The following is a 23,500-nucleotide window of genomic DNA, read 5'->3' on the forward strand; positions in this document are numbered from 1 at the left end:
CTCAACTCAGCAACGCCCGATTTGCCAGCAGAACCCAAGAGAACCATTGGCATTTAGGATACCACGAAATTAGAGAGCCAGTTAAGTAGATTCAGCTCATACAGGATAACTTGTCTCGCTTCGGCGATCGCTTCTTTCGCTTCGTGCCAAGCATCCAAACTAGAAGTGACCTCTCGCAAATAATCAACTCCTTTTTGATCCAAACTGGGCAGGCGTAAGAAACTTTTCGGTGGCAATAGTTTCTCTGCATCCGCTCCACCGTAATAAATAGGTAAACACCAAGCTAATAGCGGGTCCCAGAGCTTTTCGCTGATATACCACCTGCTCTGTGCGTAGTTTTCTATGGCTAGATTGTAGTAGTAGGGAGCTAGGACATTCCATTTATTTTGTACCGAGCCTCTCGAACCCGTCCAGTCCGGCAAACCTCGCCCATAAAAATCGAAAGGAAGTTCGTTATCTTTGATTAGCTGCATAAAGGCCAAACGGTGGCGATGATTGGCTGTGCGGGTAGTTCCAGAGGTAATCCAAGAGCAGAGGCGAATTTTTTCCGGACAGGGCAAATCGGCCAGATCCCGAAAGCTGTTGCTTATGTGCCAGTCGGCAGGCATATAGTATGGTTGAGGTGCGTAATCATCCGGACCTGATACATAGCCACAATACTCGCTGGCGATGCGGTAATTTTCCATATTGGTCGATAACACTTCCGGTAAGGGCGGTTCTCTTAAGAGATAGATAATGCGTTCCTTGGGAACTCTCCCCAAAATAGATGGAAGTGCCAGCTGTGGCTTTGCTGGTTTTTTGAGCCAATTTTTCCAGCCGTCTTGCTCTTTCTTTGGTTGCGGAAAATCAAACTGATAAAGCAACAAGTAATCTGGCTCAGGAGCGTTAGCTTGTAGGGAAATATTACCCCAAACTCCCATTGGATAAGGAGTTTGTTTCCATAGCCAATCTCCCTGATTTAAATTGGGATAGCTGCTGAGCATACCTACTATTTTTTCTGTCACAAGTTAACCCCTTATTATTAGTTAGAAAAAACTTTACGGGCTATTCTCTGTAATTTTTCCTTCATTCTTTTTCCTAAACTTTTAGGTTGATTGTACCACACGGGACTGGATTTAAATTGAGGATAATTTTCAGGTTCGTAGAGATAGCGATAATATAAAAATAAACTACGATAGGGAAAATCTATATTTTCTCCCTGGCAACATCTAGTAAATAAACTGCTGGAAATCCCAATATAATGAAGGTAAATCAACCTATATCCTTTGTCATACAGTAAATTATCTTTTTCGACAAATTTGGGATCGGTAACGCAGTTACCTACTCTCTTTTCTGGAGGAGTATTCAAAGCATAATTGTATATAGAAGTACCTGTTCTCATCATCATATAGTTGAGAAGGGTCTGATCTGGGGCCATGGGATAAATAACCTCTGACTCTCCTGAACGGAATTGTTCCAAAATCCAATTTCTCTTTTCTTCCTCAAATAAGTTTTTTTTAGAAGCATAGATTCCTGAACAGAAAATCTCTTTTTTGATCCGTTCTTCGGAGAATATTTTCAGTAACTTTGGCGAACTAACTTCATAGACGTGGGAGGTATCTTTATACTGATAGTCGTAGACAACACAATCATAATCGTCTAGCTTTTCCCAGAAATAGTCTATGGGAGACAAAAGTAAGGTATCCGCATCCATATAGAGGAATCGGTCAAAGGGTCCGTCAAAGGCACAGTAGCGACGATGGGTACCAAAACGATGATAGCCATTGCTTCCCGCTTGCTGCCACCTGAGGCGGGCAGTAGGATGGGAATCCCAGGCTGCCTTGGCAAAATTATCCCACCTCTCCATCGACTCCCGCTCGCGATACAGTTCAACTTGGGGGCGTTGAGCGATTAACTTGGCAATTTCCTCGGTTTGGTCATCGTAGGGGTAGACACAGACTGGTAAGTCTTTTCCCCCATTCGCCTCAATGCTATTCAGCAAAGCCACTAGCTGATCGTAAACCCGATCATTAGCCAAAGTACAGATTCCGTTGCTCATAAGTTTCTCATGCTCGCATCTAAAAATACTTATATCACAGTTAACCGATTTAGAGACCGGCTCCGGCAAGACCTAGCAACGAATTAGGTTGAAATCTTGCCTGTCCTTAGAGTCCTCGTGGCTTGAAAGGAGGGAACAGGGAAGGAACAAAATACTAACTTTGTATCTTGACGGACTTGTAGCCCTGGCCACAATTTACTTGGCCGTAAGCGTTCAGGATTTTCCTTTCCCCTGACATTGACAAGAAAAGTTTCCCTTAGTAGAATAGCGTAAACTCGTTGATAAATCTTACCCATGAAGACGCTTGGACAAGTAGGTATATACTGTTTAGCTAATGATCAGGTTTTGGAATGGATGATTCCTTTCTTAGAAAGTCTCAGGACTTATGATCCTGAATGCCCTCTGTATATTATACCTTTTAATGATAATATATCCCAACTCAGTAAAATTTCTCAGAAATACAATTTCAATTTTTATCGCGATATAAACTTGGAGCTATTAGATGGAGTGGGAGCAAAAGTAAGGGGTATCGAGGATATACATAATCACAGATTTCGTATTTTTTCCATCTTCTGGGGACCCCTAGAGCATTTTATCTTTCTAGATTCTGACATTATTGTTTTAGATAGCTTACAAGAGCTGTTCCGAACCTATATCAACTCTGAAGTCGAATTTATGTACTACTATAGAGGTATATTCGATCAGGTCTATAAAGAGGGGGAGTTTAGAGATAAAATGATCCGAGAGTATAGGGCAAACGGTTTCAACGCAGGCTCTTTTATCTCTTCCCGGGGGGCTTTTAGCCTAGATGATATTCAAGAGTTGGCTGAACAAGCAGCCACAATCAGACAGCATTTTGCCGACCATTGTATTGTCCAGCCCTTTGTCAACTACTGTGTGGATATTAAGGGGCTGAAAACCCAAGCCATTACTGAGGCTATCCCCGATCTAGGCTCCGAGTGGGCAAAATTCAAGATAGAGTTTGCCGATAATACTCACAAGGTAAATGGGAAAAGAATACTATATACCCACTGGGCAGGCTTTGGTCACGGGCCAAATATGCCCAATCGCGATCTGTTTCTTAAGTACAGGCTGAAGAATTTATCTTGGCCCTGGCGCTGGCAATATGTGATCCGCGATCACCTGACAACAATTTTCCGCACTTGGAAAAGTAGGCTAAGCAAAAAAATCAAAGGTTTATCACGCAAACCCGAGATTAAACCCCTATAAGTGCAAGATATGCTAGAGAACGATTCCCCTTTTGAGCTTGGCAAAGTTTCTGTATTAATTCCCTGTTATCAGCATGGACACCTACTTGCTCAAGCAGTGGAATCTGTTTTGAGACAATCTTATCAAAACCATGAGATAATTATTATCAATGATGGCTCCACCGATAACACCCATCAGGTAGCCCAACAATATGCCCAGAAATATCCCCAGCGGATTAAGTATTTATATCAAGAGCGACAGGGGCAAGTAGCGGCCAGGAAAAACGGCAGCGCTTTGATAAGGGGCGAATTTCTAATCACTTTAGATGCCGATGATCTGCTGGCTCCGTCAATGATGGCCAAGTGTGTAGAAAGCTTGAGTAAAAACCCCGAAGCAGCCGCTGTGGCCTCTAACGTTTGGATGATGGCGGAAGATGGCCAGACTATACTAGGCCAGCTCGACCAAAGTAAAGTTCCTAGCTGGCCCAATATTCTGGAACACAATACTTGGGGGGGGATTGCGGGCATCATGATGCGCTCGCAGTCTCTGCAAAAAGTAGGCTGGTTCAATTTCGATGGTACTGCGGGGGGTGAAGACTGGGATATCTGGATTCGCTTCGCCAGATCCCGTCAGAAATTACTGCATATTCCTGATTTTTTAGCTCAATACCGTCAGAATTGTAGCTCTCATAGTCGGCAAGGACTCAGGGTCTTAAAAGGAATCTTACAGGTTTTGGATTGCTTAACCAGGGAAGATCCGCGCCTGATTCAGCTAGAAAACGTCTATCCCCCCATTGATATTTCTTACTACAATCAGCTCCGTAATCGAGCCGTTTTTTTTAACTATGGTGTCGCTTTAGCGGCGGCAGAAAGTGAGGAGACTCTCCAAGATATCTTGCAATACTTTGTGCCATCTGATTTAGATTTAGAAACTCTAGCAACTGCCTATATTAAGGGGCTCATTTTCGTCAGTCGAGTGCAAGGAAATACTAACATTTTTTGTCCAGATTTTCAAGATGATGCCTTAGGCAATGCGCTAAGTTACCTAGAAAATAAAATCTCTGAAGATACCGCCAAGTTGTTGAGGATTAGGATAGCAGAAAATTTAATCACCCAAACTCAAATATCTACCAAAAATTCTAATCTATTCAAGAATAAAATTAAAACTATCCTGATTAAAATTAAACAAAAGTTATCAGCTCTGGCAAGCCCCAATAAGACGTAAACAATTCCTCTGCCGATTCCTAAAGAGGGGGTATAAGAACTGACTTCAGGCGAGGGAAAACCCCTATACATCAAATATTTTCTGACTTAATACCCACTGCTTGTAAATCCCTATTGTAGTCCGTCTTTAATCCTCCCCCTAAAAACAGTCTAACTTTCTCAGAAATCCTCGTCCACTTTACTGCTAAAGTAACCAAGGCCACCTTGATCCGATCCTTTTGGTTGGGAATTCTGGCATCTTTGTAGATAGCCAGAAAATCGTTCAGGTTAGGCCAATCTCGCCAAATATCACGGATTAAGCCCCGGAAACGGTTTAAATTAGACCGATGGGGGTAACTGATTAAATTGATCTGATGCAATCCCCCCATGACCCTTATGGTTCTAGACCTTAAGGAAGGCCAAGTTTTGCGAGCAGGATGTTTGACTAGGGCTTTTGGCGCATAAACTACTTGATAACCTGCTCTACTGACTCGCCGTCCCCATTCTAAATCTCCCCCCGAGGGAAGAGAGAGATTGAAAAATCCTACGGTTTCAAAAATCTGTTTAAAAGTAAAAATATTAGCAGTTGCACCAAATTTCATCTTCGTAACTAATTCTTCTTGGGATAAAGCTGTGATCATCTCAAAAAGCTCAACCGCATTGGCCTTGCCTTCGATTTCGGGAAAAACCTCAATATGACCTGCAACCAAACCACAATTAGGAGTATTGACCAACTCCTCTACCCCCTCTCTCAGCCAGTGGGCATCGGGAAGGCAGTCAGCATCAGTAAAAGCAATGATTTCACCCCGGCACTCCCTAATCCCCGTGTTGCGGGCAGCAAATTGCGTGGGGATGCTTTCTACCAGATAAGAAGATCGAGGAAATCGAGCCACGCAATCTTTAATGCTATCATCGGGCCCGTTATCGACAACAACGATCTCCCAATCGTCCGTAGGATATATTTGCCGCTCAAGAGCTTCTAGGCAAGTTTTCAGGTGCTCTACATCATTAAAAACAGGAATAATAATCGAGACAAAGGGGAAAGTCATAAAATACTTAGATATAAATCGTCCGAGTTGGGCATCTTCTAAAAAATTACCTCATAAACCCCAGTCTTGTCAACTAACTCTATAAGACTAGGAACTGGGGTGGGGTTTAAACTGCCAAAAGGGGTAAAAAAAGCTGTGAAGATGTTATAATAAGCCCCGTCCCATATCTAAATGGTTAGAGGCAAGATTAATGGCATCTCCCACTTGTTCGCTTTGGTTTTTTGTAGCGCGGACCGACTTACCATTTATGATGCTTACTATCCCCCATATAGTTAAGATGTGTAATTTTCCCTTTCAAGAAAAAGTGTTAGCCATAGACACGGCTGCTTTAAGTGGGGAAAAAGTTGATCGTCCTGGTATTGGTACGATGGAAGATTTACGCCAATGTGCGCAAACTTTGCTGCATAAGGGGGTGGTTGACCGGATTGTAGATTTTAATTACGATGCCAAGTATCAAGAACGACTATATCTAAAACATTTCGGCAGTGCCATAAAACCTACTCATAACTATAAAGGCTATCCGATCCTTGGCTCGATTTTTAAGATAGAAGAATGTCAGAGTGACTATCTGCTGCATTTTGATAGCGATATGATGATGTACCAAGAGCTAGGCTACAAATGGATTGCTGAAGGAATTGATCTGATGGAAGCAAATCCTCGGATTATGTTTGTCCGTCCTATGACAGGACCGCCCACCTCTGATGGTAAGTTTTTTGAATCAGATACGGGCAAATTAAATCCTCAAGGTTTTTATGAATTTAAATATTTTGGAAGTCGCCTATATTTGCTCAAATGTAACCGGTTTGATGAGTTATTACCCCTGCCTATCATCTGGTATAATGAATATCGGCAGCAGTTTGTAAAAAATTGGCCAGAAGGGATGAAAACAGCCCTAAATATCTGGACTGGAAAGGGAAAATTAGATTCTTGGGAAATTATGGTTTCTGAGAAGCTCAAACAGACGGATTATCTGAGGATTAACCTCACCAACCCTAGAGCTTGGAGTCTACACCCGAAAGAGAGAAGCCCTGCTTTCATCGCAGCTTTACCATCAATTATTGCTAGGATAGAAAGGGGCGATTTTCCAGCCAAACAAGCAGGATTTTATGATTTAATTTTTGACCTGTGGGTTTAGCTCTGAATCATCCCAAGGCTATCAGAACAGTAAATTGCGGTTCTTCGGTTTGTCTGATGCAACGTACAGGGTTATAAGGAATGAAACTCTTATAGAGAAAGACATTTAGCGATTTTTGTCAATTGTTTTTTATCTAGAGCGAACTAATCAATTAAGTCTCTTGCCAGATAAGGATTTAGTCGATTTATGCCCCCCTATCGAACCATAACAAGTAACGAAGAGCCGAATAATTTGACGTGCTTTCACCCATTTTACCTTAGCTGACAATAAGTACCTAAGCAAAATTAATTACACACATCTAACCCCCCCTTGCCTTTTGCCTTTTGCCTTTCTTCACTAGGAAATTTATTTTGCACGACTACTTAATTATAAATTTTTATTTCCCTTGAATTCCCTATTCTAAAAACAGAACTATCTTCCCGAATTAACCCCGTTCGTTCTCAGCCAATCCCTTTGATTGCTTGAGTATTTATAATTAATTTGTCCCACCAGTTGTTTTTTTTGTGATCGCCTGTCCCTGAAAAATAGTCACTTTCTACTATATTTTGCCTTCCAAAATCGGGGTTAATGCTCTATTTATTTCAAAATGAGAATTGCTGGATATTCAGCCAACCCTACTCATCCTGACTTCCCACACCCCACACCCTAGGAAAAACTTTTTGCCGCAAACCCTAGATACAGATTTTGGGCGGTGGATTGGTTGTGATAGAAATATAAATATCGATCGCTTGCTATCAATCTTGATGAAAAGACGATATTTTCTGGCTTTTATCGGCTCAATTGTCCTTAGTTGCTTATTATCTCTGGGTATAAACTTTTTTTCCTGCACTATCGCCACTGCGCAAACCCAGACAATTCTAGTTTCCGCCGCCGCTAGTCTCAAAGATGCCCTAGAAGAAATCAAGCCGGGGTTTGAAAAAGCCCAGGGCAACATTAAAGTTAACTATAACTTTGGTGCGTCGGGAGCTTTGCAACAGCAAATTACACAAGGTGCGCCGGCCGATGTTTTCCTCTCGGCTGCCACTAAGCAAATGGACGCTTTAGCAAAAGCTGGTTTAATCGATAGAAGTACCAGAAGAAACCTGCTCACTAATCGCCTAGTTTTAATCGTTCCCAAGAATTCCACCCTAAAAATCAGCGATTTTCGTTCCCTGACTAACAGTAATGTCAAAAGAATTGCCGTGGGTGAACCGCGCAGCGTTCCCGTCGGTCAGTACAGTGAAGAAGTTCTGAAAAATATCGGCATTTTAGAGCAAATAAAACCAAAACTGGTCTTTGCCAACTCTGTCCGTAATGTTCTCGCCGCCGTAGAAACTGGTAACGCCGATGCTGGCATTGTTTACCTCACCGATGCCAAAATTTCCGACCGGGTAAAAGTAGTGGCTACGGCTGCCAATAATCTCCATTCTCCGATTATTTATCCCATAGCTGTGATTAAAGCCAGTAAAAACCCGCAAGCTGCCAAGACTTTCACCCAATATCTCACCAGGGCAGCCGCTAAAAACATTTTTGAAAAATTCGGCTTCGGAATAGCCAGATAAACAATGCCCGACTTTTCCCCCCTATGGATATCCCTGAAAACCGCCACCATTGCCCTGATAATCATCTTTTTTCTCGGTATTGCCGCCGCTTATTGGATGTTAGGTTATCGCGGACGGTGGAAATCCCTAATCGAGGCAGTTTTCGTCGCACCCTTAATCTTGCCCCCGACGGTGCTAGGCTTCATTTTACTGCTCCTATTCGGCAAAAACGGACCCTTAGGACAGTTATTAGACTTATTTAACTTTCGCATCGTTTTTACTTGGTATGCCGCCATCATCACCGCGACGGTGGTGGCTTTTCCCCTGATGTACAAAACCACCCTCGGGGCTTTTGAACAGGTGGATGCCAGTCTTTTACAGGTTGCCCGCACCCTGGGGGCATCGGAAGGGAAAATATTCTGGCGCCTACTTTTGCCCCTCTCCTTCCCCGGAGTATTAGCAGGATTAACCCTAGCTTTTGCCCGCGCTTTGGGGGAATTTGGGGCGACTTTGATGTTAGCGGGTAATATTCCGGGGCAAACTCAAACTATCCCGATGGCGATTTTCTTTGCTGTGGAAGCAGGAGCGATGACTGAGGCTTGGATATGGGTGTTTATTATCATGTTAATCTCCCTATCGGGGATTATCGCCGTTAATCTCTGGCAAAGTCAACGCAAACAGCAATTAGGACGACCGGGAGAAAGCAAACCTAATGAGATGGAGGACTGGCTGCCACCCTGGGAGGGTCGCGATTTTGCCCTTTTAGCAGCTGAAAATCAGCATTATAGGGATAAAATAGGCTTATTTGTTGATATAGAGAAATATTTACCCGGTTTTAACCTCTCGGTCACTTTTAACTGCCAAAATCAGCCCCTAGGATTATTAGGGGCTTCGGGTTCGGGAAAAAGCCTCATTTTGCGATCGCTGGCTGGTGTGGAAACGCCCTCAAGGGGTCGTATTGTCTTAAATGGTCGCATTCTCTTCGATTCCGAAAAGGGAATTAATCTCCCCAGTCGTCAGCGTCGTATCGGTTTTGTGGTGCAGAATTATGCCCTTTTTCCCCATCTTACCGTGGCGGAAAATATCGCTTTTGGTCTCTCGAAAAACTTATCTAAAAAAGTTATTAAACAGCAGATTGCCAACCAATTGGAATTAGTGCAGTTACCCGGCATGGAAAACCGTTATCCCCATCAATTATCGGGGGGACAACAGCAACGGGTCGCCATCGCTCGCGCTTTAGCTAGTCATCCGGAAGCTTTATTATTAGATGAGCCTTTTTCTGCCCTTGATACCCATCTACGCGCTCAATTAGAACGTCAGATGATCAAAACTTTAAGTAATTACGATGGCGTGACAATTTTTGTTACCCATAATATGGATGAAGCCTATCGAATATGTGAGAATTTATTAGTTATGGAAAAAGGGCGAGCAATTGCTAATAATTCTAAACAGAAAATTTTCGAGCGACCAGATAGCGTTAGTTTGGCCAAGATTACTGGCTGTAAAAATTTTTCCCGTGCTATTATCATCAATAATCAACAATTGGAGGCCATTGATTGGGATGTTAAATTACACACCATCCCCGGAATTCCCGACTATTTAGCCTATACGGGAATTCGCGCCCATCAAATTATTTTTGGTCGAGATTTAGGCGATATTAATACTTTTCCCTGTTGGTTGGCTAATGCCATTGAAGGACCCCATCGAGTGACTCTCTATCTGAAACTTAATCAACCCTCCAATCACGATCAAGATTTTCATATCCAAGCAGAGTTATATAAGGATAAATGGTTAGAAATTAAGGAGCAAGCTTTGCCTTGGACTGTTACTTTATCTCCCCAGCGTTTATTATTATTAAAATAAACAGAGATTTTGATGCTAAGTAGGTAGGTGTAAAAATTTTCAGACACCCCCCTTATCAAGGGGGGCAGGGGGGATCGGCACCCCCTTATCAAGGGGGGCAGGGGGGATCGGCACCCCCTTATCAAGGGGGGCAGGGGGGATCGACACCCCCCTTATCAAGGGGGGCAGGGGGGATCGAACCCAAAATCTATCTTCAATAGAGTTCTAATATAATTAGAGGAGGTTGATCAAAGGGGGTTTATGGACGATAAAACCACAAAGCCGGAAGCATCAGAATCTGAAGAGAAAAAAGAATCAGATTTTGACCAGGAAAAGGAACAGGCTCAAGTTTGGACGGGAAAAATCACTGCTTTTGTTGCCCATCAACTCCGAACCTCCGCTCCTTCCCTTCCAATTATCGGGGGTAGCATTACAGGCGGCTTAACTTGGCTTAGTCAACATGACGCGGTTAACGCAATTATTGTCGGGGGAGTCACCTTTATCTTCACGGGCTTTTTTACCTACGGATCAGCCTGGAGTCAAGGGTTTTTAGAAATAGCAAGAACCAAAGGTAAAAATCATGGTAAAGGTACAGCTTTAAGCTTTTTTGTTTGGCTAGACAAAGGACTGGAAAAAATACGTTGGCAATTAGCTAATCCTGACGGGAAATATTTAATTAAATTACGGGATTCAGATTGTCGTTATGATGATATTGAAGGGATTGAAGATGCAATCTTTGGTTTTTCTACCCCAGAACTGGAAGAAATTTTTATTAATTTGGATCTGAGTCAATTGGAACTGCGCTCAGAAGAAGAATCTAAAGGTACGGGGGATGATATTTGGGATTTGTTGCGACGGGCTAAAAAGAGGACAAATTTACGGTTGTTAATTCTGGCTCCTGGTGGACGAGGAAAAACGACTTTATTGCGTCATTTAGCCTATAACTACGCTCTAAAACAACCGAAACAAAATGCACCTTTTTTAATTCCTGTCTTTTTACGTTTACGGAGATGGCAGGAAGTGATTACCACCACAGAAGGATTGGATTTACCGACCTTAATTGAGCGACATCTTAAACAAGATATTTCTCAAGAATTAGATTTACCTCAGAACTGGGCTAAAAGTCATTTAACCCGTCAGCGAATGTTAGTGATGTTTGATGGTTTTGATGAAATTAAACCCGAATATGCCGAAAAAGTCAGTCAATGGATTGGCAAACAGTGGCAAGATTTTCGCCAAAACTATTTTATTTTAACTTCTCGTCCGAAAGGCTATCAAGCGTTTAGCTCTGAGCATAAACCTCGGCAAAAGGTGTTTATTAATGAATTTACCGATAAAAATATTCGGGATTTTGTGTATAAATGGTATTTCTGGCAAGAGCAGGAAACCAGAGTTAGCAGAAGTTTAAAAGCTAAACAAGAAGCTGCCGACAATAAAGCAAACGATTTAATTAATCAGTTATTTGCTCTCGATGATTCCGAGGAAAGTTCTACTCTATTAGCCTTGGCGAGAAATCCCTTAAATCTAAATATGATATTACAGTTACATCGGGCAAACTTTGGCTCGGGACAAAAATTACCTCAGCAACGAGTGGATTTATTTCGCCGAATTTTTGATCTGCAATTGATCACTCGCCCTCAAGCTAGGGGCATTGATATGATTTTAGATAACAATGAGGAAAATCATCGTCAACGGGTATTGCAACAGTTAGCCCTGAAAATGGGAAATACAACCACGATTGAATATTCAGAATTACTGAGTTCTATACAAAATTTTATTCAGGAATTGGGTTATCCTGAAAGCACTTCGGCTAAGGATTTTGTAGAGCGGTTAATTCATGTGAGCGAGTTAATTTTGAAAAAGGATGAATACTATGAGTTTGCCCATAATCTTTTTCAGTCCTATTTAATTGCTTTGGAGATTAAACGGTTAAAGCAAGAAAATTTACTCAAGGAAAATTGGGAACAAAATCTCTGGTACGAGGCTTGCATTATGTATGCAACTTTATTGACTAATCCGACTGATTTTATTGTTCATTTTTATAATAAAGAAGATAATCCTAAAGCTCAGGGATTAGCGGAGCGATGTTATCGAGAATTACCTGTTAAAAAACGTCGAGGTTTGGAATTTTTAGAACAAAAACGACAGACTTCTCTCTTTACTCAACTAGAAACCTATCTGAAAAATGGGCAATGGCGCGAAGCCGATGAGGAAACGATGCGGTTAATGTTGTTAATTGCTAAAAGGGAAGATGAAGGCTGGCTAGATGAAGAAAGCATTAACAACTTTCCCTGTGAAGAGTTACGCACGATTGATAAGCTCTGGGTAGATAATAGCCGCGGCAAATTTGGCTTTTCTGTGCAGAAAAAAGTCTGGCTGGATTGCGGTGGTGTCCCAGGGGAATACGATTATGATGTGTATAAAAAATTCGCTGACGAGGTGGGTTGGCGCAGGGACGGAGAATGGTTGAGATATGATGAGCTAACTTTTTCATTAGAGGGTAGTCAACACGCACACCTACCGAAGCTAACAAAAAGAAGGTTAACAACGCCACATAGCGGGAGGGGGTGGGAGAGAGTCTCTTTTCTCGCGCAGCGACTTGTAACCTGTAATATATCACAGACTTATACATCTTAAACCAGTAAAAAGCCCCCCTTATCAAGGGGGGTTGGGGGGATCAAATTAAACCAGTAAAAAGCCCCCCTTATCAAGGGGGGTTGGGGGGATCAAATTAAACCAGTAAAAAGCCCCCCTTATCAAGGGGGGCTAAGTACGGTAACATGACTAACCAGAAAGTAAGCTTATGGAATTAACCAATCATCATCATCTACCCTACAATCCCAAACTCGTAGAACGAGCTAAAGAACTCCGTAAAAATATGACCAAAGCTGAAAGAAAACTTTGGTATGAATACTTAAACAATTTTCAATATAGAGTTCATCGCCAAAGACCGATTGATCAATTTATTGTTGACTTTTATTGCCCCGAATTAAAATTAGTGATTGAAATTGATGGTGATAGTCATAATAGGGAAGATGCTCAAGCCTATGACTTAGAAAGAACCCAAATTTTATCAGGTTATGGATTAACAGTAATCCGCTTTACTAATCAAGAAGTTTTGAGTAATTTTGAGGGAGTTTGTGGAGTAATTGGAAGTTTGATCCCCCCAACCCCCCTTGATAAGGGGGGCTTTGATCCCTCCTTATTAAGGGGCTTTGATCCCCCCAACCCCCCTTGATAAGGGGGGCTTTGATCCTTCTTGATAAGGGGCTTTGATCCTTCTTGATAAGGGGCTTTGATCCTCCCAATCCGGGCCGCCGCAAATACGGCGCTGAAAATGTCAGGTCTTACTCCACTCGATTAAAGCGTTAGTCAATCCTTCTAGGGTATATTCTCGCGCCTCGATATCAACACGACCAAATAACTCTTGACAGGTTTTTGAAGTTTGCGGACCGATAGAAGCCAGACAAACTTTTTCTAAGAGGGAATTAACCGATAATTCTGCCGTTTCTTGTCGCAATAATCGATAAAAATTCTGGACGGTTTTGGAACTGGCAAAGGTGACTATATCGACTTTCCCATCTCGAAACGCTTCCCAGATGCCACTATCCATGCGTGCCGGACATCCGGAATAATATGCGGCCACTTCCGTCACCTGACCAGCTTTGGCCGTTAATTCCTTAACTAATATGTCTCTCCCTCCCGTTTCCACGCGAGGAAAAAGGAATTTTTGCCCCCTAATCGGGTCGGGAAACTCGTTTACCAAGGCATCGGCGACAAAATCCCCCGGGATAAAATCCGCTTTTAATCCCCGTGAGTGCAAAACTTGGCTGGTTTTTTTGCCCACCACGGCGATTTTTACAGTCGCTAAAGCCCTAGCATCTTTTCCCCAAAATGTCAAGCGATCAAAGAAAAAATTAACAGCATTGGCAGAAGTTAAAATCAGCCAATCAAACTCTTTTAACTGAGCGATGGCATCGTCTAAACCTTGCCAACGGTCGGGGGGACGAATCTCTAAAGCGGGCATTTCCAGGACTTCTGCGCCTTGATTTTGCAAAATTTCGCTAAATTGACTCGTTTGCTCGGCGGCACGGGTAATAACAATAGTTTTACCGCCTAGGGGTGGGGGAGAGGACATAATCGCCAGATCCACAACTTGACCAATGACCATAATAGAGGGTGAGAGGGACACCCCGGCGGTTTGAACGAGAATATTTTCTAAAGTGCCGCGCCAAATTTGTTGATCCTTGCGTCCCGCCTGACGGATAATAGCGATCGAGTCGTGAATATTCCGCCCATTTTGGCATAATTTCTCGATAATTTGCCCTAAAGACTGACCGGCCATCAATAGCACAAGTGTATCAATTTTAGCTAAAGCTGACCAATCGAGAGACTCGGGATCGTGAGCGCTCAAGACCGCAAAACAGCGACTAATATCCTTTTCCGTCAGGGGAATTCCAGCCAATAAAGGAGCGGCTAAAGCGGAGGAAATACCGGTTATCAGTTCAAAATCACAGCCTGCCTGCTTTAAGGCCAACATTTCAGGATATACTCGCCCAAAAACCCCCGGATCACCACTTTTAAGCCGAATAACTCGTTTTCCCTCTTGACAATAATTAACCAGTATCCGATTAATCTGATTCTGCTCGGCCCCGGGTTGTCCTCCCCGTTTGCCGACATCGACTAAAACACAGGTTTTCGGCACTAGGGAGAAGATTTGACTATCCACTAGGGCATCGTACAGCAAAACCTCGGCCGTGGCTAAAATTGCTCGCGCTTGCAGGGTGAGAAAACTACTCTGACCGATTCCCGCACCGAGAAGATAAACTTTACCCCGGGGATGGACGACTGCTGACATAATCGCAAATTTGAGTTTAATCTTTAATCTAGCACTTGGAGAAGATGCAAATTACTAACGCAACAAGGGCAGCAGTAAAGTGACGAAATAATATACTAGGGGAGCGGTGAACACATAACTATCAGTGCGATCGAGTATACCACCGTGACCGGGGATTAACTGGCCGGAATCCTTGACCCCAGCATCGCGTTTCATCATCGATTCGGTCAAATCACCCAATAAACTGACAATACCAATTAATAAGCCCAAAAATAGGCCCGTCAGCTGCCAATAGGGCCAATCTAAATACCAAGCACCCACCTCGGCCACCGCTATACTGCCTAAAATGCCAAAAAAGGAACCTTCCACGGTTTTTTTGGGACTAATCAGCGATAAACTGGTTTTTCCTAACCATTTTCCCATGATATAAGCTCCAATATCGGCAGCCCAAATGCAACCGAAAGCTAGAAAAGTCACCGTCAAAGCGGCCGGGAATAATTTCGGTTCCATCCACGATTCCGGCCAATATCCCATCAGGGGTAAGTTACTGGCCATAGCCACGGGACCACTTTCGGGAGAAAAACCGACCCGTAAACGAATCCAATAACTGGGTAAGTAACCACCGTAAAACAGACCGAGAATTGAGGTGGAAATGTCGGCAATTGTCGCCATTTTAGGCTGAAAGAGCAGATAAAAACAAATTAGCGCCCCAGCCAGGGGAAACATGGCATCGGTGAGGGGGGCTGCCATAGTTGCCGTCAGTAGTAATAATTGGGAAACTACGAGAGTGGTTTTAGCGGCCGGTTCAATGCCTTTAGCGCGAACTAAGCGAAAATACTCTAATTGTCCCAAAAAGACGATAACACCGATGCCGAGGGTGAAATACCAACCCCCAACGATAATAATTCCCAGTGCGAAGGCAATAGCAAAAATAGCGCTGACAATGCGTGGCCAAGGCATGGTTAATCCAGAGAAATTAGGCGGCATTGTCATAATTATATAGATTAAGAAAACTTTATGGAAGGTTATCCACAATTAAAGTTTATCGCCGCTCAGGATAAACATGGGATCAACGGCGGCAAAAACTTGGTGAATACCCCTAGTTTCTAGGCGATTTACTGCCGCTTGGACAATCTCGATATTACGGGCCTGTAAATTAGAAAAGCCTTCGGAAAATTGATAGAGGGTTTCTAAATTATTGGCCGTAGCCACGATGCGGCCGTTGGGTTTCAGGTATTGCCACACTTCTTGCAGGACCGATTTAATCGGTTTGCCGCCCTCGATACAGACGCGATCGGGGGCGAGGGATATATTGGGCAGACAATCGGGCGCGCTGCCTTCAAAAACGGTGACATTTTTTACCCCAAAGCGATCGCAATTACGCCGGATTAAACTGGCCACTTCTTCATCCCTTTCAATAGCAATAATCGGACTATTGGGGCATAATAAGCCAATTTCAACGGGAATAGTGCCGGTTCCTGCCCCTATATCCCAGAAAACCCCCCCATCACCTAACCTCAAAGCGGAAATCATCAATAATCTCACCTCGCGTTTACTCAAGGGAATCCCGGGCAAACGTTCAAACAATTCATCGGGAATACCGGGGGTTTTATATAACCAAGTCATGGGGGATCAATTATTGGGAAGCTTCACTACCAAGCATTATTATATAAGTCTGTCAAATTTTCTTTATTAAGTAAACAGGGACTTTTCTAGGCATAAAACCCTGATTATAGCTCTAAAAAGCTATTGTCTGTCATTAAGCTAAGACGTATTTTAACCCCCCTATCCTTAGATTAGGTCAATCTCTGCCAATCTCTTTACTGTTGCAAGAGTGCCACAGTGCCTCATCTCAACAAGCAATTTAAATAGGCGGGCAGCTGATCTTAATGATGAGATAGGAAGTTTTTGTTTTGGCGGGTCAGTCGTCGGTCGTTAACACCAAATTAGGTTACACTTCATCTTTATGGGAAAGGCTGTCATGATCCTTTTTCTTAAGCATAGATTGTCCTAATCAATTTCTTTTGGTATTGTCTATCAAATGTTACTAAATACTCTGGCTATTCAACCTTCCTAGCATCTGTCAGCCAAAAACCATAGACTAACTCCTGTTTTATCAACGATAACTCTAAGTAGCTGGTTATAATTAAATTAAAAATGGATTTTAGGTTCGATCCCCCCTGCCCCCTTTGATAATGGGGGTGCCGATAGGCGGGGGGATCTACCCTTGATAATGGGGGTGCCGATCCCCCCTTAATCCCCCCTTAATAAGGGTGGCATCTGAAAGTTTTTAATACCTATCTAGTTATCATGTCTAATATCTATCGTCTTGCCCAGGGCCATTTAAACCTATTGGAAACCTGTCCACCCAGATTTCAAAAAGTCTATCTAGAGCAACTTAACACACCGGCTGACCCCGGGCAATTGGAGAGGCAAGAATGGGGCAGTCAGTTTCACCTATTATTACAGCAGCGGGAATTAGGGCTGCCGATCACGTCCTTATTACGCGAAAATGAACAGTTAGAACATTGTTTAACAGCCCTATTAAAGGCCGCCCCGGCAATTGCCCAAAATCCGGGAGAAGCTAATCGAGAAGCAGAACATTGTCGCAGTTTAACTGTGGGTAATTATTTATTAACGGTTATCTATGATTTAATTTTACTAGAGAGCGATCGAGCGGTAATTTTTGACTGGAAAACCTACTTAAAACCTATCGATGCCGACAAACTAGCCAAAAATTGGCAGACGAGACTTTATCTGTATGTGTTGGCAGAAACTTCTCCTTATCCTCCTGATAGTTTATCGATGACCTATTGGTTTGTGCAGTTACCCCGCAGCCCCGAACAAATTACTTTTAACTATAACCAGAAACTACACCAACAGACAGGGCGGGATTTACGCCGTTTATTGAAGGATCTCGATCGCTATCTATCAGCATACCAAAATGATTTAGTCGATTTTCCCCATCGTCCCGATTGTCAGCTTCATTGTCCCTATTATCTTACACAAGAGCGATCGGGCCAAATAGACTTACCCTCGATCGAGGATATCCCTGAAATCAATCCTTTTGTCTAATTATTGCCAATTTTGTCAGTATTCTCAATTCAGAATTCTGAAGATTATTTTTATTTATTCTCCCTTCTCCCCCTCTCCCCCTCCCTTCTCCCCAATTCATAATTCATACTTTGTGCTTTTTGTCAAAAAAACTTTTTCTTTGTAATAAAACTACACAAAAAAAAGATCATCGTTGTGGGTGAAATTGACTAATTTACCCGTCTTAATTAGGATTACCTTGTAGGTGTGGCAAGGGTTTCAACCCTTGCCACCCAAAAAAGCACAGAATAACCCACTATGAAATTCTATCAAATCGCTGTAACCATTGTAAAATCGTTGTTAAATAAAAATCTTTCTCAATTAATTCTTAAGAATTTATAAATATTGCGGAATGTTAATTTAAATATTCTCAAGTTTTTGGGGTCAATATATAACTTTTGCTTATCTTTGGCGAACATTGGGTTAGAAGTCAGAAGTCAGAAGTCGGGAGTCAGAAGTCAGTATTCAGGAAACAGGAGATTATTTTTATGTATTCTTCCCACACCCCACACCCCACACCCGTTCGGCTGAGCTCACGGCCGAAGCCCACACCCCACACCCCACTTTCCCACTCTCGACAATTCCCCTTCTCCGCCGCGTTAACCATGGTCGATAATAATAAAAGACAGATTGATCGCTTGCGCTCATGACCGGCAACCACTACCAAACCTTAGAAATCAGCCATAAATCGACCCCTGACGAGATTAAACGGGCCTATCGGCGTTTAGCCAGACAATTCCACCCCGATAGTCAAAACGATAGTGCCAGTCACGATAAAATCGTCGCTATTAACGCCGCCTACGAGATACTAAGCGATCCGAGACTAAGAAAGGACTACGATAACCAACTAATCGCCAATTCTCCCGAAAAACGCGCCCAACGCACCGCCACCGCCCAGGCAAATTACCATCGTTACAAAGAAGCAGTCCAGGAAGACGAAGCCCTGGTCAAACAGTGGTATAACCAGACCTATAGCCCGATTAATCGCCTGATCGGTCAAATTATCCGGCCTCTCAAAGGTCAGATCAATCACCTATCCGCCGATCCCTTCGATGATCAGTTGATGGCTGTTTTTCAAGACTATCTAGAAACCTGTCGCCAAAATCTCGATCGAGCCAAAACCCTCTTTTCCCAACGGCCCAACCCTGCCAAAATGGCCAAAGTGGCCGCTTCTCTTTACTACTGTCTCAATCATCTCACTGACGGACTAGAAGAATTAGAAACCTTTACCCTTAACTACGATGATCGCTCTCTCCACACCGGTCAAGAAATGTTTCGTATGGCCCAGCGTTTACAGGTAGAAGCTAAACAGATAGCCAGTCAGTGCCAAAATTAGACCGCTTGTAAAAATCAAAAATTGTTGTTAGGGTGAGGAGTCAGTAGCCAGTAGTCAGGAGAATTAAGAATGAATAACAATCAATTAAATGGTCTATTTACAGATTTTAGGCAATTTAATCATTATTTTTGCCGTATTTGAACCCTGAAAAATTAATTATGCCAGAGCTTGATTAAATCTCTAGCCATGGACAAAAAAAAAGACGAAAATAGATCAAGACCAGATTTACCCAATCCCTAGCTTAACCCCGATGAGAGACAAACAATCAGAAATTACCAATATATCCACCCCTAGAGATTCTGATCTTTATTCCTTGCCTCCCGCCGTCCAACGGGCTGCTAATATCCTTTTACGTCAGGGAAGAATCGGTTTTTGGACGCAGATTGTCCTAGGCGTAATTTCAGGGGTTTTATTGCTCATTGCTACCGCTAGTTTATTAGGGACGAGACAACGCACTTCCGGTATTGAAATCGGTGTTTTATGTGCCATTGGTGGGGCTGGTTTCTTGGTAGTCGCCATTTTCTTTTCTTCTCGTTACATGAAAATCGCCCGTCAAATGTTGGGGGGTGATCAAGATAGTCGCCCGAAAAAATCCGATACTATTCAATTAATTCGTCAGGGTTTAATCGCTAATATTATCGGGATGTTTTTAACAATTTTGGGAGCGCAAGCCTTGGCGGGAATCGTCTTAATTAAATCCCTCAATGTTCCTCAAGGCACTTTTAATGTTGCCTCTAACCCCAGTCAATTTGTTAATTCTGTTGACCTGTTAATTGTGCAGGCTAATACTAATACAATTCTCGCTCACTTTACTGGTATTGTTACCTCTTTGTGGCTTCTTAATCGTATTACTTCTAAATAAATATGGCCATGCAACGCACCCGTTTAAGTACGCTGGCTAATGTCACCAGCAGTCGATTTAATAGCTTTTTTGGTAATCCTTGGCGGCGAATTTCCCTCCAGATAATTTGTGTTTTATTTGGAGTTTTTTCTGGGCAAGCAATTGTCACTACTGCTGGCCAAACTGCTCAATGGGATGTCACCGCTGCCGGTTTATTACTGCTGTTTACGGAGGCGACTAGCCGGATTGTTTACCGAAAAAGTTCCCAGGCTAAACCAGCACCGATTCTGCGAGAATCTCTCAATTTACTAAAAATTGGTATCACCTATAGTTTATTTCTAGAAGCCTTTAAAATTGGCTCTTAAATCCCCAATTGAAAAATAAAACGCACGACTCCTTAAGAGTTGACAGAGAAAGGCTCATCAGGTTTTGTCCGATTAATACAACAACAACTAACATAGAACCAAGAGACTTGCTCTACCAACTTGGTCAAGAGGGAAATTTATTGACTATAAACTACAGAATAAAGGCGGTTTATTGATGGAGATTGATAGATTTTTCCCTAGCTCTAAAACCTGTTATCATTGTCTCTATCAAATGTCTGATATGCCATTAGACGTTAGAAAATGGACTTGTCCAAGCTGTGGTACACATCACGATAGAGACGAAAATGCAGATAAAAAAATGAGAGCAGAAGGCATCAGAAAATTATTAGTCTCAGGAACTCGGACCACTGCTCAAAGAGGAGAAGTAAGTCAAAAAGGTGGATGTAAATCTGTCTTGAGGCATTCCCCTGTAAATTCCGAAGTCTTGACAACTGCGCCTAGGGAGTCAAGGTAGTTCACTATGTTTCAAAATAGCTCCAGTGAAGTTAGTATTCTCCCCATGGACGAACATAATCAAAAATTAGTTAATTATGTTCATCCTGCCGATTGGGTCAATCCACAACCCCAAGATTGTTATGATTTAGTCGTCATCGGTGCGGGTACTGCCGGTTTAGTTGTAGCGGCGGGGGCGGCGGGTTTAGATATAGGTTTAAAAGTGGCTTTAGTGGAAAAACACTTAATGGGGGGAGATTGCCTCAATTTTGGTTGTATTCCTTCTAAATGTCTGATTCGTTCCTCTAGAATTATCGGGGAAATTGAGAAAGCCAAAAAATTAGGAATTGATATTGGGGATACTAGGGTAGATTTTGCCAGAGTCATGACCAGAATGCGGCAAATTCGCGCCGATATTAGTCATCATGATTCGGTGCAACGTTTCCAAAAACTAGGTATCGATGTCTTCTTGGGTAGCGCTCGTTTTTTAGGACAAAATGCCGTGGAAGTGGCGGGAAAAACCCTCGCTTATAAAAAAGCTGTCATTGCCACTGGTGCTAGGGCTTTTCATCCCGATATCCCCGGACTAAAAGCGGCGGGATTTTATACCAATGAAACAATTTTTTCCGTCACAGAATTACCTCCTCGATTAGCTGTTATCGGTGGCGGGCCGATTGGTTGTGAATTAGCCCAAGCTTTTCAACGGTTAGGCACGCAAGTGACTTTATTTCATAATCATTCCCATCTGTTGAATAAAGAAGACCGAGAAGCGGCCGAAATTCTTGAGCATACTTTGCTGCGGGAAGGAATGCAATTAATTCTCTCTTGCCAAATTGAACGGGTGACAAAAAATGAGCGGGGTAAAACCATTGAATATACTAGCAACGGTCAAGGAGCAACTATCACCGTTGATGAGATTTTAGTCGCTGCCGGCCGGGAGCCTAATCTGTCAGGATTAAATTTAGAAGCGGTGGCCGTGGAATACGATACTCGTCGGGGAGTCAAAGTTAATGATTATCTGCAAACTACTAACCCGAAAATTTATGCGGCTGGTGATATCTGTATGGATTGGAAATTTACCCATGCTGCCGATGCAGCCGCCCGTATTGTGATTAAAAATACTCTCTTTTCTCCCTTCGGTTTCGGACGCGATAAGCTCAGTAATTTAGTTATGCCTTGGGTCACTTATACCGACCCAGAAATTGCTCGTGTGGGTATGGATGAAACCCAAGCACAGACCCAGGGATTGGTCACTAATACTATTAAAATTCCTTTGAGTATAGTCGATCGAGCTATCGCTGATGGCGAAACGGACGGTTTTTTAAAAATTATTCACAAACAAGGTTCCGACCAAATTTTAGGGGCCACTATTGTCGCCGCTCACGCCGGTGAGATGATTTCTGAAATTACCACCGCTATGGTGGCTAAAATCGGACTGAGTAAACTCTCTAGTGTTATTCATCCCTACCCCACCCAAGCGGAAGCAATTAAAAAGACCGCCGATGCCTATCGTCGAACTCTCTTGACTCCTAATAGTAAAAAACTATTGGAATTTTTGAGTAAATTATCGCGTTAAAATCAGTTATCAGTTATCAGTTATCAGACTTGAGTTTTCAGTTCACTGGTTACTGTTTACTATAACTCTTGCAAATTAATTATATGTTATACCATTTCTCTAAATGAAAACTACACATCGAATTTAAGTCACCCTTTTTAAGGGGGATTTAGGGTGATTAAACTTCTGTAGTCAGACTTTGGAGAATTGGTATTACAATGGTAGGTTAACTAATTTTCACCAAAAAATTAGTTAGTTAGTGCATTTGTTCTAGATGAAAACCTGAAGTTTAACTTTGTAACCCAAAACTCTTTAGATATGCTTTAATTTGGTTGTCAAAACCTCTTTATTTAAGCAGCACAAACTATCTCAATTATAAAAATTGAGAATAAATTATCTTGACTAATTACAATTCTCCTTCACTGGATTAATGTTTGGCAACTTTTAAGAAGTTGCTATACCTATCCCTAACTCATAGTTATAAACAGCCGCCAACAGATTAACTATTAAACTATATATTCGACGACTATTCCGATATTTACAGCATAAGATTTTCAAGATTTTGAGTTTCCTATTTATAAGTTTAATGATAATCCTTTCTTTGGCTAAAGCCTTGTTATACTACTTTTCTAACTCTGTTAGTTTTCCATTTTTCGGTTTCCTTTTCGGTGTATAACTATTAGTATGGTATGCAGCTATTCCCTGATAACCACTGTATTCTATGCTGGTAGTTAAAGTACAAAAATGAACTTGACTTCCATCTAAAAATCGAGAAAAAAGCAGAATCTTCTATCATACTACAAAAAAATTATGCAAGAGATATATTAAAAATAACCCTGACTCTTGATTACACACAAAACTGAGTTTTAGGTATTTTATGCGAGGTTTAATCTCTTCGGGTCTAATTCCCCGCCGCTCGCGGCGTATAATAGAAAAATGAGTGAATACATCCATAAGAGCCATAATGTAAGTGTTTTGCTATATCATTTAGTGTTCCCAGCCAAATATCGTAAAGCCGTTTTCGA

At 42.3% G+C, this 23,500-nt stretch carries 19 protein-coding genes and 2 pseudogenes; 14 read left to right on the forward strand and 7 right to left on the reverse strand.

Annotated features, from left to right (window positions below):
- Positions 1–53: 53 nt before the first annotated feature.
- The gene (locus IM462_RS02255; RefSeq protein WP_287700442.1) at positions 54–1,004 is read right to left on the reverse strand and encodes a glycosyltransferase family 10 domain-containing protein; all 951 of its coding nucleotides are present in this window, start codon (positions 1,002–1,004) and stop codon (positions 54–56) included.
- Positions 1,005–1,021: 17 nt separating this feature from the next.
- Complete coding sequence (locus tag IM462_RS02260) at positions 1,022–2,038, reverse strand: Npun_R2821/Npun_R2822 family protein (RefSeq protein WP_287700443.1); 1,017 nt, start codon at positions 2,036–2,038, stop codon at positions 1,022–1,024.
- Between the two features lie 294 nt (positions 2,039–2,332).
- Here IM462_RS02260 and IM462_RS02265 point away from each other — a divergent pair, with 294 nt between their 5' ends.
- A complete protein-coding gene (locus IM462_RS02265) occupies positions 2,333–3,268 on the forward strand; it encodes a glycosyltransferase (protein ID WP_287700445.1) in 936 nt (311 codons plus the stop codon).
- A 9-nt stretch (positions 3,269–3,277) separates the two neighbouring features.
- Positions 3,278–4,471, forward strand: a complete 1,194-nt coding sequence (locus IM462_RS02270) for a glycosyltransferase family 2 protein (RefSeq protein ID WP_287700446.1) — start codon at positions 3,278–3,280, stop codon at positions 4,469–4,471.
- Positions 4,472–4,541: 70 nt separating this feature from the next.
- Here IM462_RS02270 and IM462_RS02275 read toward each other — a convergent pair whose 3' ends face one another.
- Positions 4,542–5,498 (reverse strand): glycosyltransferase family 2 protein, encoded by a 957-nt coding sequence (locus tag IM462_RS02275; RefSeq protein WP_287700448.1) that lies wholly within the window; start codon positions 5,496–5,498, stop codon positions 4,542–4,544.
- Between the two features lie 190 nt (positions 5,499–5,688).
- Here IM462_RS02275 and IM462_RS02280 point away from each other — a divergent pair, with 190 nt between their 5' ends.
- The 5 genes from IM462_RS02280 (at position 5,689) to IM462_RS02300 (ending at position 13,233) form a co-directional block, all read left to right on the forward strand.
- A complete protein-coding gene (locus tag IM462_RS02280) occupies positions 5,689–6,633 on the forward strand; it encodes a hypothetical protein (protein ID WP_287700450.1) in 945 nt (314 codons plus the stop codon).
- 743 nt (positions 6,634–7,376) lie between these two features.
- On the forward strand, positions 7,377–8,174 hold the full coding sequence (gene modA, locus IM462_RS02285; RefSeq protein ID WP_287700480.1) for a molybdate ABC transporter substrate-binding protein: 798 nt from the start codon (positions 7,377–7,379) through the stop codon (positions 8,172–8,174).
- Positions 8,175–8,177: 3 nt separating this feature from the next.
- Positions 8,178–10,016 (forward strand): molybdate ABC transporter permease subunit, encoded by a 1,839-nt coding sequence (gene modB / locus IM462_RS02290; protein WP_287700452.1) that lies wholly within the window; start codon positions 8,178–8,180, stop codon positions 10,014–10,016.
- 240 nt (positions 10,017–10,256) lie between these two features.
- Positions 10,257–12,632, forward strand: coding sequence for a GUN4 domain-containing protein (locus tag IM462_RS02295; protein WP_287700453.1), 2,376 nt, complete (start codon positions 10,257–10,259; stop codon positions 12,630–12,632).
- Between the two features lie 166 nt (positions 12,633–12,798).
- Positions 12,799–13,233, forward strand: a complete 435-nt coding sequence (locus IM462_RS02300) for an endonuclease domain-containing protein (protein ID WP_287700455.1) — start codon at positions 12,799–12,801, stop codon at positions 13,231–13,233.
- Between the two features lie 102 nt (positions 13,234–13,335).
- On the opposite strand, the gene cobA is transcribed toward IM462_RS02300, so the two are convergent.
- From cobA to cbiT, 3 genes are read right to left on the reverse strand one after another with little or no spacing between them, the layout of a single operon-like run.
- Positions 13,336–14,853 carry a uroporphyrinogen-III C-methyltransferase gene (gene cobA / locus IM462_RS02305; RefSeq protein ID WP_287700457.1) on the reverse strand — a complete coding sequence of 506 codons (1,518 nt, stop codon included), beginning with the start codon at positions 14,851–14,853 and terminating at the stop codon, positions 13,336–13,338.
- Positions 14,854–14,907: 54 nt separating this feature from the next.
- Complete coding sequence (locus IM462_RS02310) at positions 14,908–15,825, reverse strand: phosphatidate cytidylyltransferase (RefSeq protein ID WP_287700459.1); 918 nt, start codon at positions 15,823–15,825, stop codon at positions 14,908–14,910.
- A gap of 42 nt (positions 15,826–15,867) precedes the next feature.
- Entirely contained in the window at positions 15,868–16,458 is a 591-nt protein-coding gene (gene cbiT / locus IM462_RS02315) for a precorrin-6Y C5,15-methyltransferase subunit CbiT (RefSeq protein WP_002732225.1), read from the reverse strand.
- 684 nt (positions 16,459–17,142) lie between these two features.
- On the opposite strand from cbiT, the gene IM462_RS02320 reads away from it, so the two are divergent.
- From IM462_RS02320 to IM462_RS02345, 6 genes are all read left to right on the forward strand, one after another.
- Positions 17,143–17,907, forward strand: coding sequence for a PD-(D/E)XK nuclease family protein (locus IM462_RS02320; protein WP_287700461.1), 765 nt, complete (start codon positions 17,143–17,145; stop codon positions 17,905–17,907).
- A gap of 664 nt (positions 17,908–18,571) precedes the next feature.
- Complete coding sequence (locus tag IM462_RS02325) at positions 18,572–19,261, forward strand: J domain-containing protein (RefSeq protein WP_016515421.1); 690 nt, start codon at positions 18,572–18,574, stop codon at positions 19,259–19,261.
- A gap of 250 nt (positions 19,262–19,511) precedes the next feature.
- Entirely contained in the window at positions 19,512–20,123 is a 612-nt protein-coding gene (locus IM462_RS02330; RefSeq protein WP_103112220.1) for a DUF3611 family protein, read from the forward strand.
- Positions 20,124–20,125: 2 nt separating this feature from the next.
- The gene (locus IM462_RS02335) at positions 20,126–20,467 is read left to right on the forward strand and encodes a DUF565 domain-containing protein (RefSeq protein WP_272015789.1); all 342 of its coding nucleotides are present in this window, start codon (positions 20,126–20,128) and stop codon (positions 20,465–20,467) included.
- A 139-nt stretch (positions 20,468–20,606) separates the two neighbouring features.
- A complete protein-coding gene (locus IM462_RS02340) occupies positions 20,607–20,942 on the forward strand; it encodes a zinc ribbon domain-containing protein (RefSeq protein WP_419546447.1) in 336 nt (111 codons plus the stop codon).
- Between the two features lie 6 nt (positions 20,943–20,948).
- Positions 20,949–22,496: a mercuric reductase gene (locus tag IM462_RS02345; RefSeq protein WP_287700465.1), complete on the forward strand. Its 1,548-nt coding sequence runs from the start codon at positions 20,949–20,951 to the stop codon at positions 22,494–22,496.
- Positions 22,497–22,919: 423 nt separating this feature from the next.
- Here IM462_RS02345 and IM462_RS02350 read toward each other — a convergent pair.
- Positions 22,920–23,231: pseudogene (locus IM462_RS02350) on the reverse strand (transposase family protein); the annotation flags it as partial.
- 180 nt (positions 23,232–23,411) lie between these two features.
- Here IM462_RS02350 and IM462_RS02355 point away from each other — a divergent pair.
- Positions 23,412–23,500 (forward strand): annotated as a pseudogene (locus IM462_RS02355) (IS200/IS605 family transposase); the annotation flags it as partial.

This window comes from Microcystis sp. M144S2 (assembly GCF_020246065.1).
GTDB classification, from domain to species: domain Bacteria; phylum Cyanobacteriota; class Cyanobacteriia; order Cyanobacteriales; family Microcystaceae; genus Microcystis; species Microcystis ichthyoblabe_A.

Excerpts from the sequence above, each read along its gene's own strand:
- IM462_RS02260 (WP_287700443.1), bottom strand. The coding sequence starts at position 2,038 with ATGAGCAACGGAATCTGTACTTTGGCTAATGATCGGGTTTACGATCAG.
- IM462_RS02265 (WP_287700445.1), top strand. The coding sequence starts at position 2,333 with ATGAAGACGCTTGGACAAGTAGGTATATACTGTTTAGCTAATGATCAG.
- IM462_RS02270 (WP_287700446.1), top strand. The coding sequence starts at position 3,278 with ATGCTAGAGAACGATTCCCCTTTTGAGCTTGGCAAAGTTTCTGTATTA.
- IM462_RS02275 (WP_287700448.1), bottom strand. The coding sequence starts at position 5,498 with ATGACTTTCCCCTTTGTCTCGATTATTATTCCTGTTTTTAATGATGTA.
- IM462_RS02280 (WP_287700450.1), top strand. The coding sequence starts at position 5,689 with ATGGCATCTCCCACTTGTTCGCTTTGGTTTTTTGTAGCGCGGACCGAC.
- modA (WP_287700480.1), top strand. The coding sequence starts at position 7,377 with ATGAAAAGACGATATTTTCTGGCTTTTATCGGCTCAATTGTCCTTAGT.
- modB (WP_287700452.1), top strand. The coding sequence starts at position 8,178 with ATGCCCGACTTTTCCCCCCTATGGATATCCCTGAAAACCGCCACCATT.
- IM462_RS02295 (WP_287700453.1), top strand. The coding sequence starts at position 10,257 with ATGGACGATAAAACCACAAAGCCGGAAGCATCAGAATCTGAAGAGAAA.
- IM462_RS02300 (WP_287700455.1), top strand. The coding sequence starts at position 12,799 with ATGGAATTAACCAATCATCATCATCTACCCTACAATCCCAAACTCGTA.
- cobA (WP_287700457.1), bottom strand. The coding sequence starts at position 14,853 with ATGTCAGCAGTCGTCCATCCCCGGGGTAAAGTTTATCTTCTCGGTGCG.
- IM462_RS02310 (WP_287700459.1), bottom strand. The coding sequence starts at position 15,825 with ATGACAATGCCGCCTAATTTCTCTGGATTAACCATGCCTTGGCCACGC.
- cbiT (WP_002732225.1), bottom strand. The coding sequence starts at position 16,458 with ATGACTTGGTTATATAAAACCCCCGGTATTCCCGATGAATTGTTTGAA.
- IM462_RS02320 (WP_287700461.1), top strand. The coding sequence starts at position 17,143 with ATGTCTAATATCTATCGTCTTGCCCAGGGCCATTTAAACCTATTGGAA.
- IM462_RS02325 (WP_016515421.1), top strand. The coding sequence starts at position 18,572 with ATGACCGGCAACCACTACCAAACCTTAGAAATCAGCCATAAATCGACC.
- IM462_RS02330 (WP_103112220.1), top strand. The coding sequence starts at position 19,512 with ATGAGAGACAAACAATCAGAAATTACCAATATATCCACCCCTAGAGAT.
- IM462_RS02335 (WP_272015789.1), top strand. The coding sequence starts at position 20,126 with ATGGCCATGCAACGCACCCGTTTAAGTACGCTGGCTAATGTCACCAGC.
- IM462_RS02345 (WP_287700465.1), top strand. The coding sequence starts at position 20,949 with ATGTTTCAAAATAGCTCCAGTGAAGTTAGTATTCTCCCCATGGACGAA.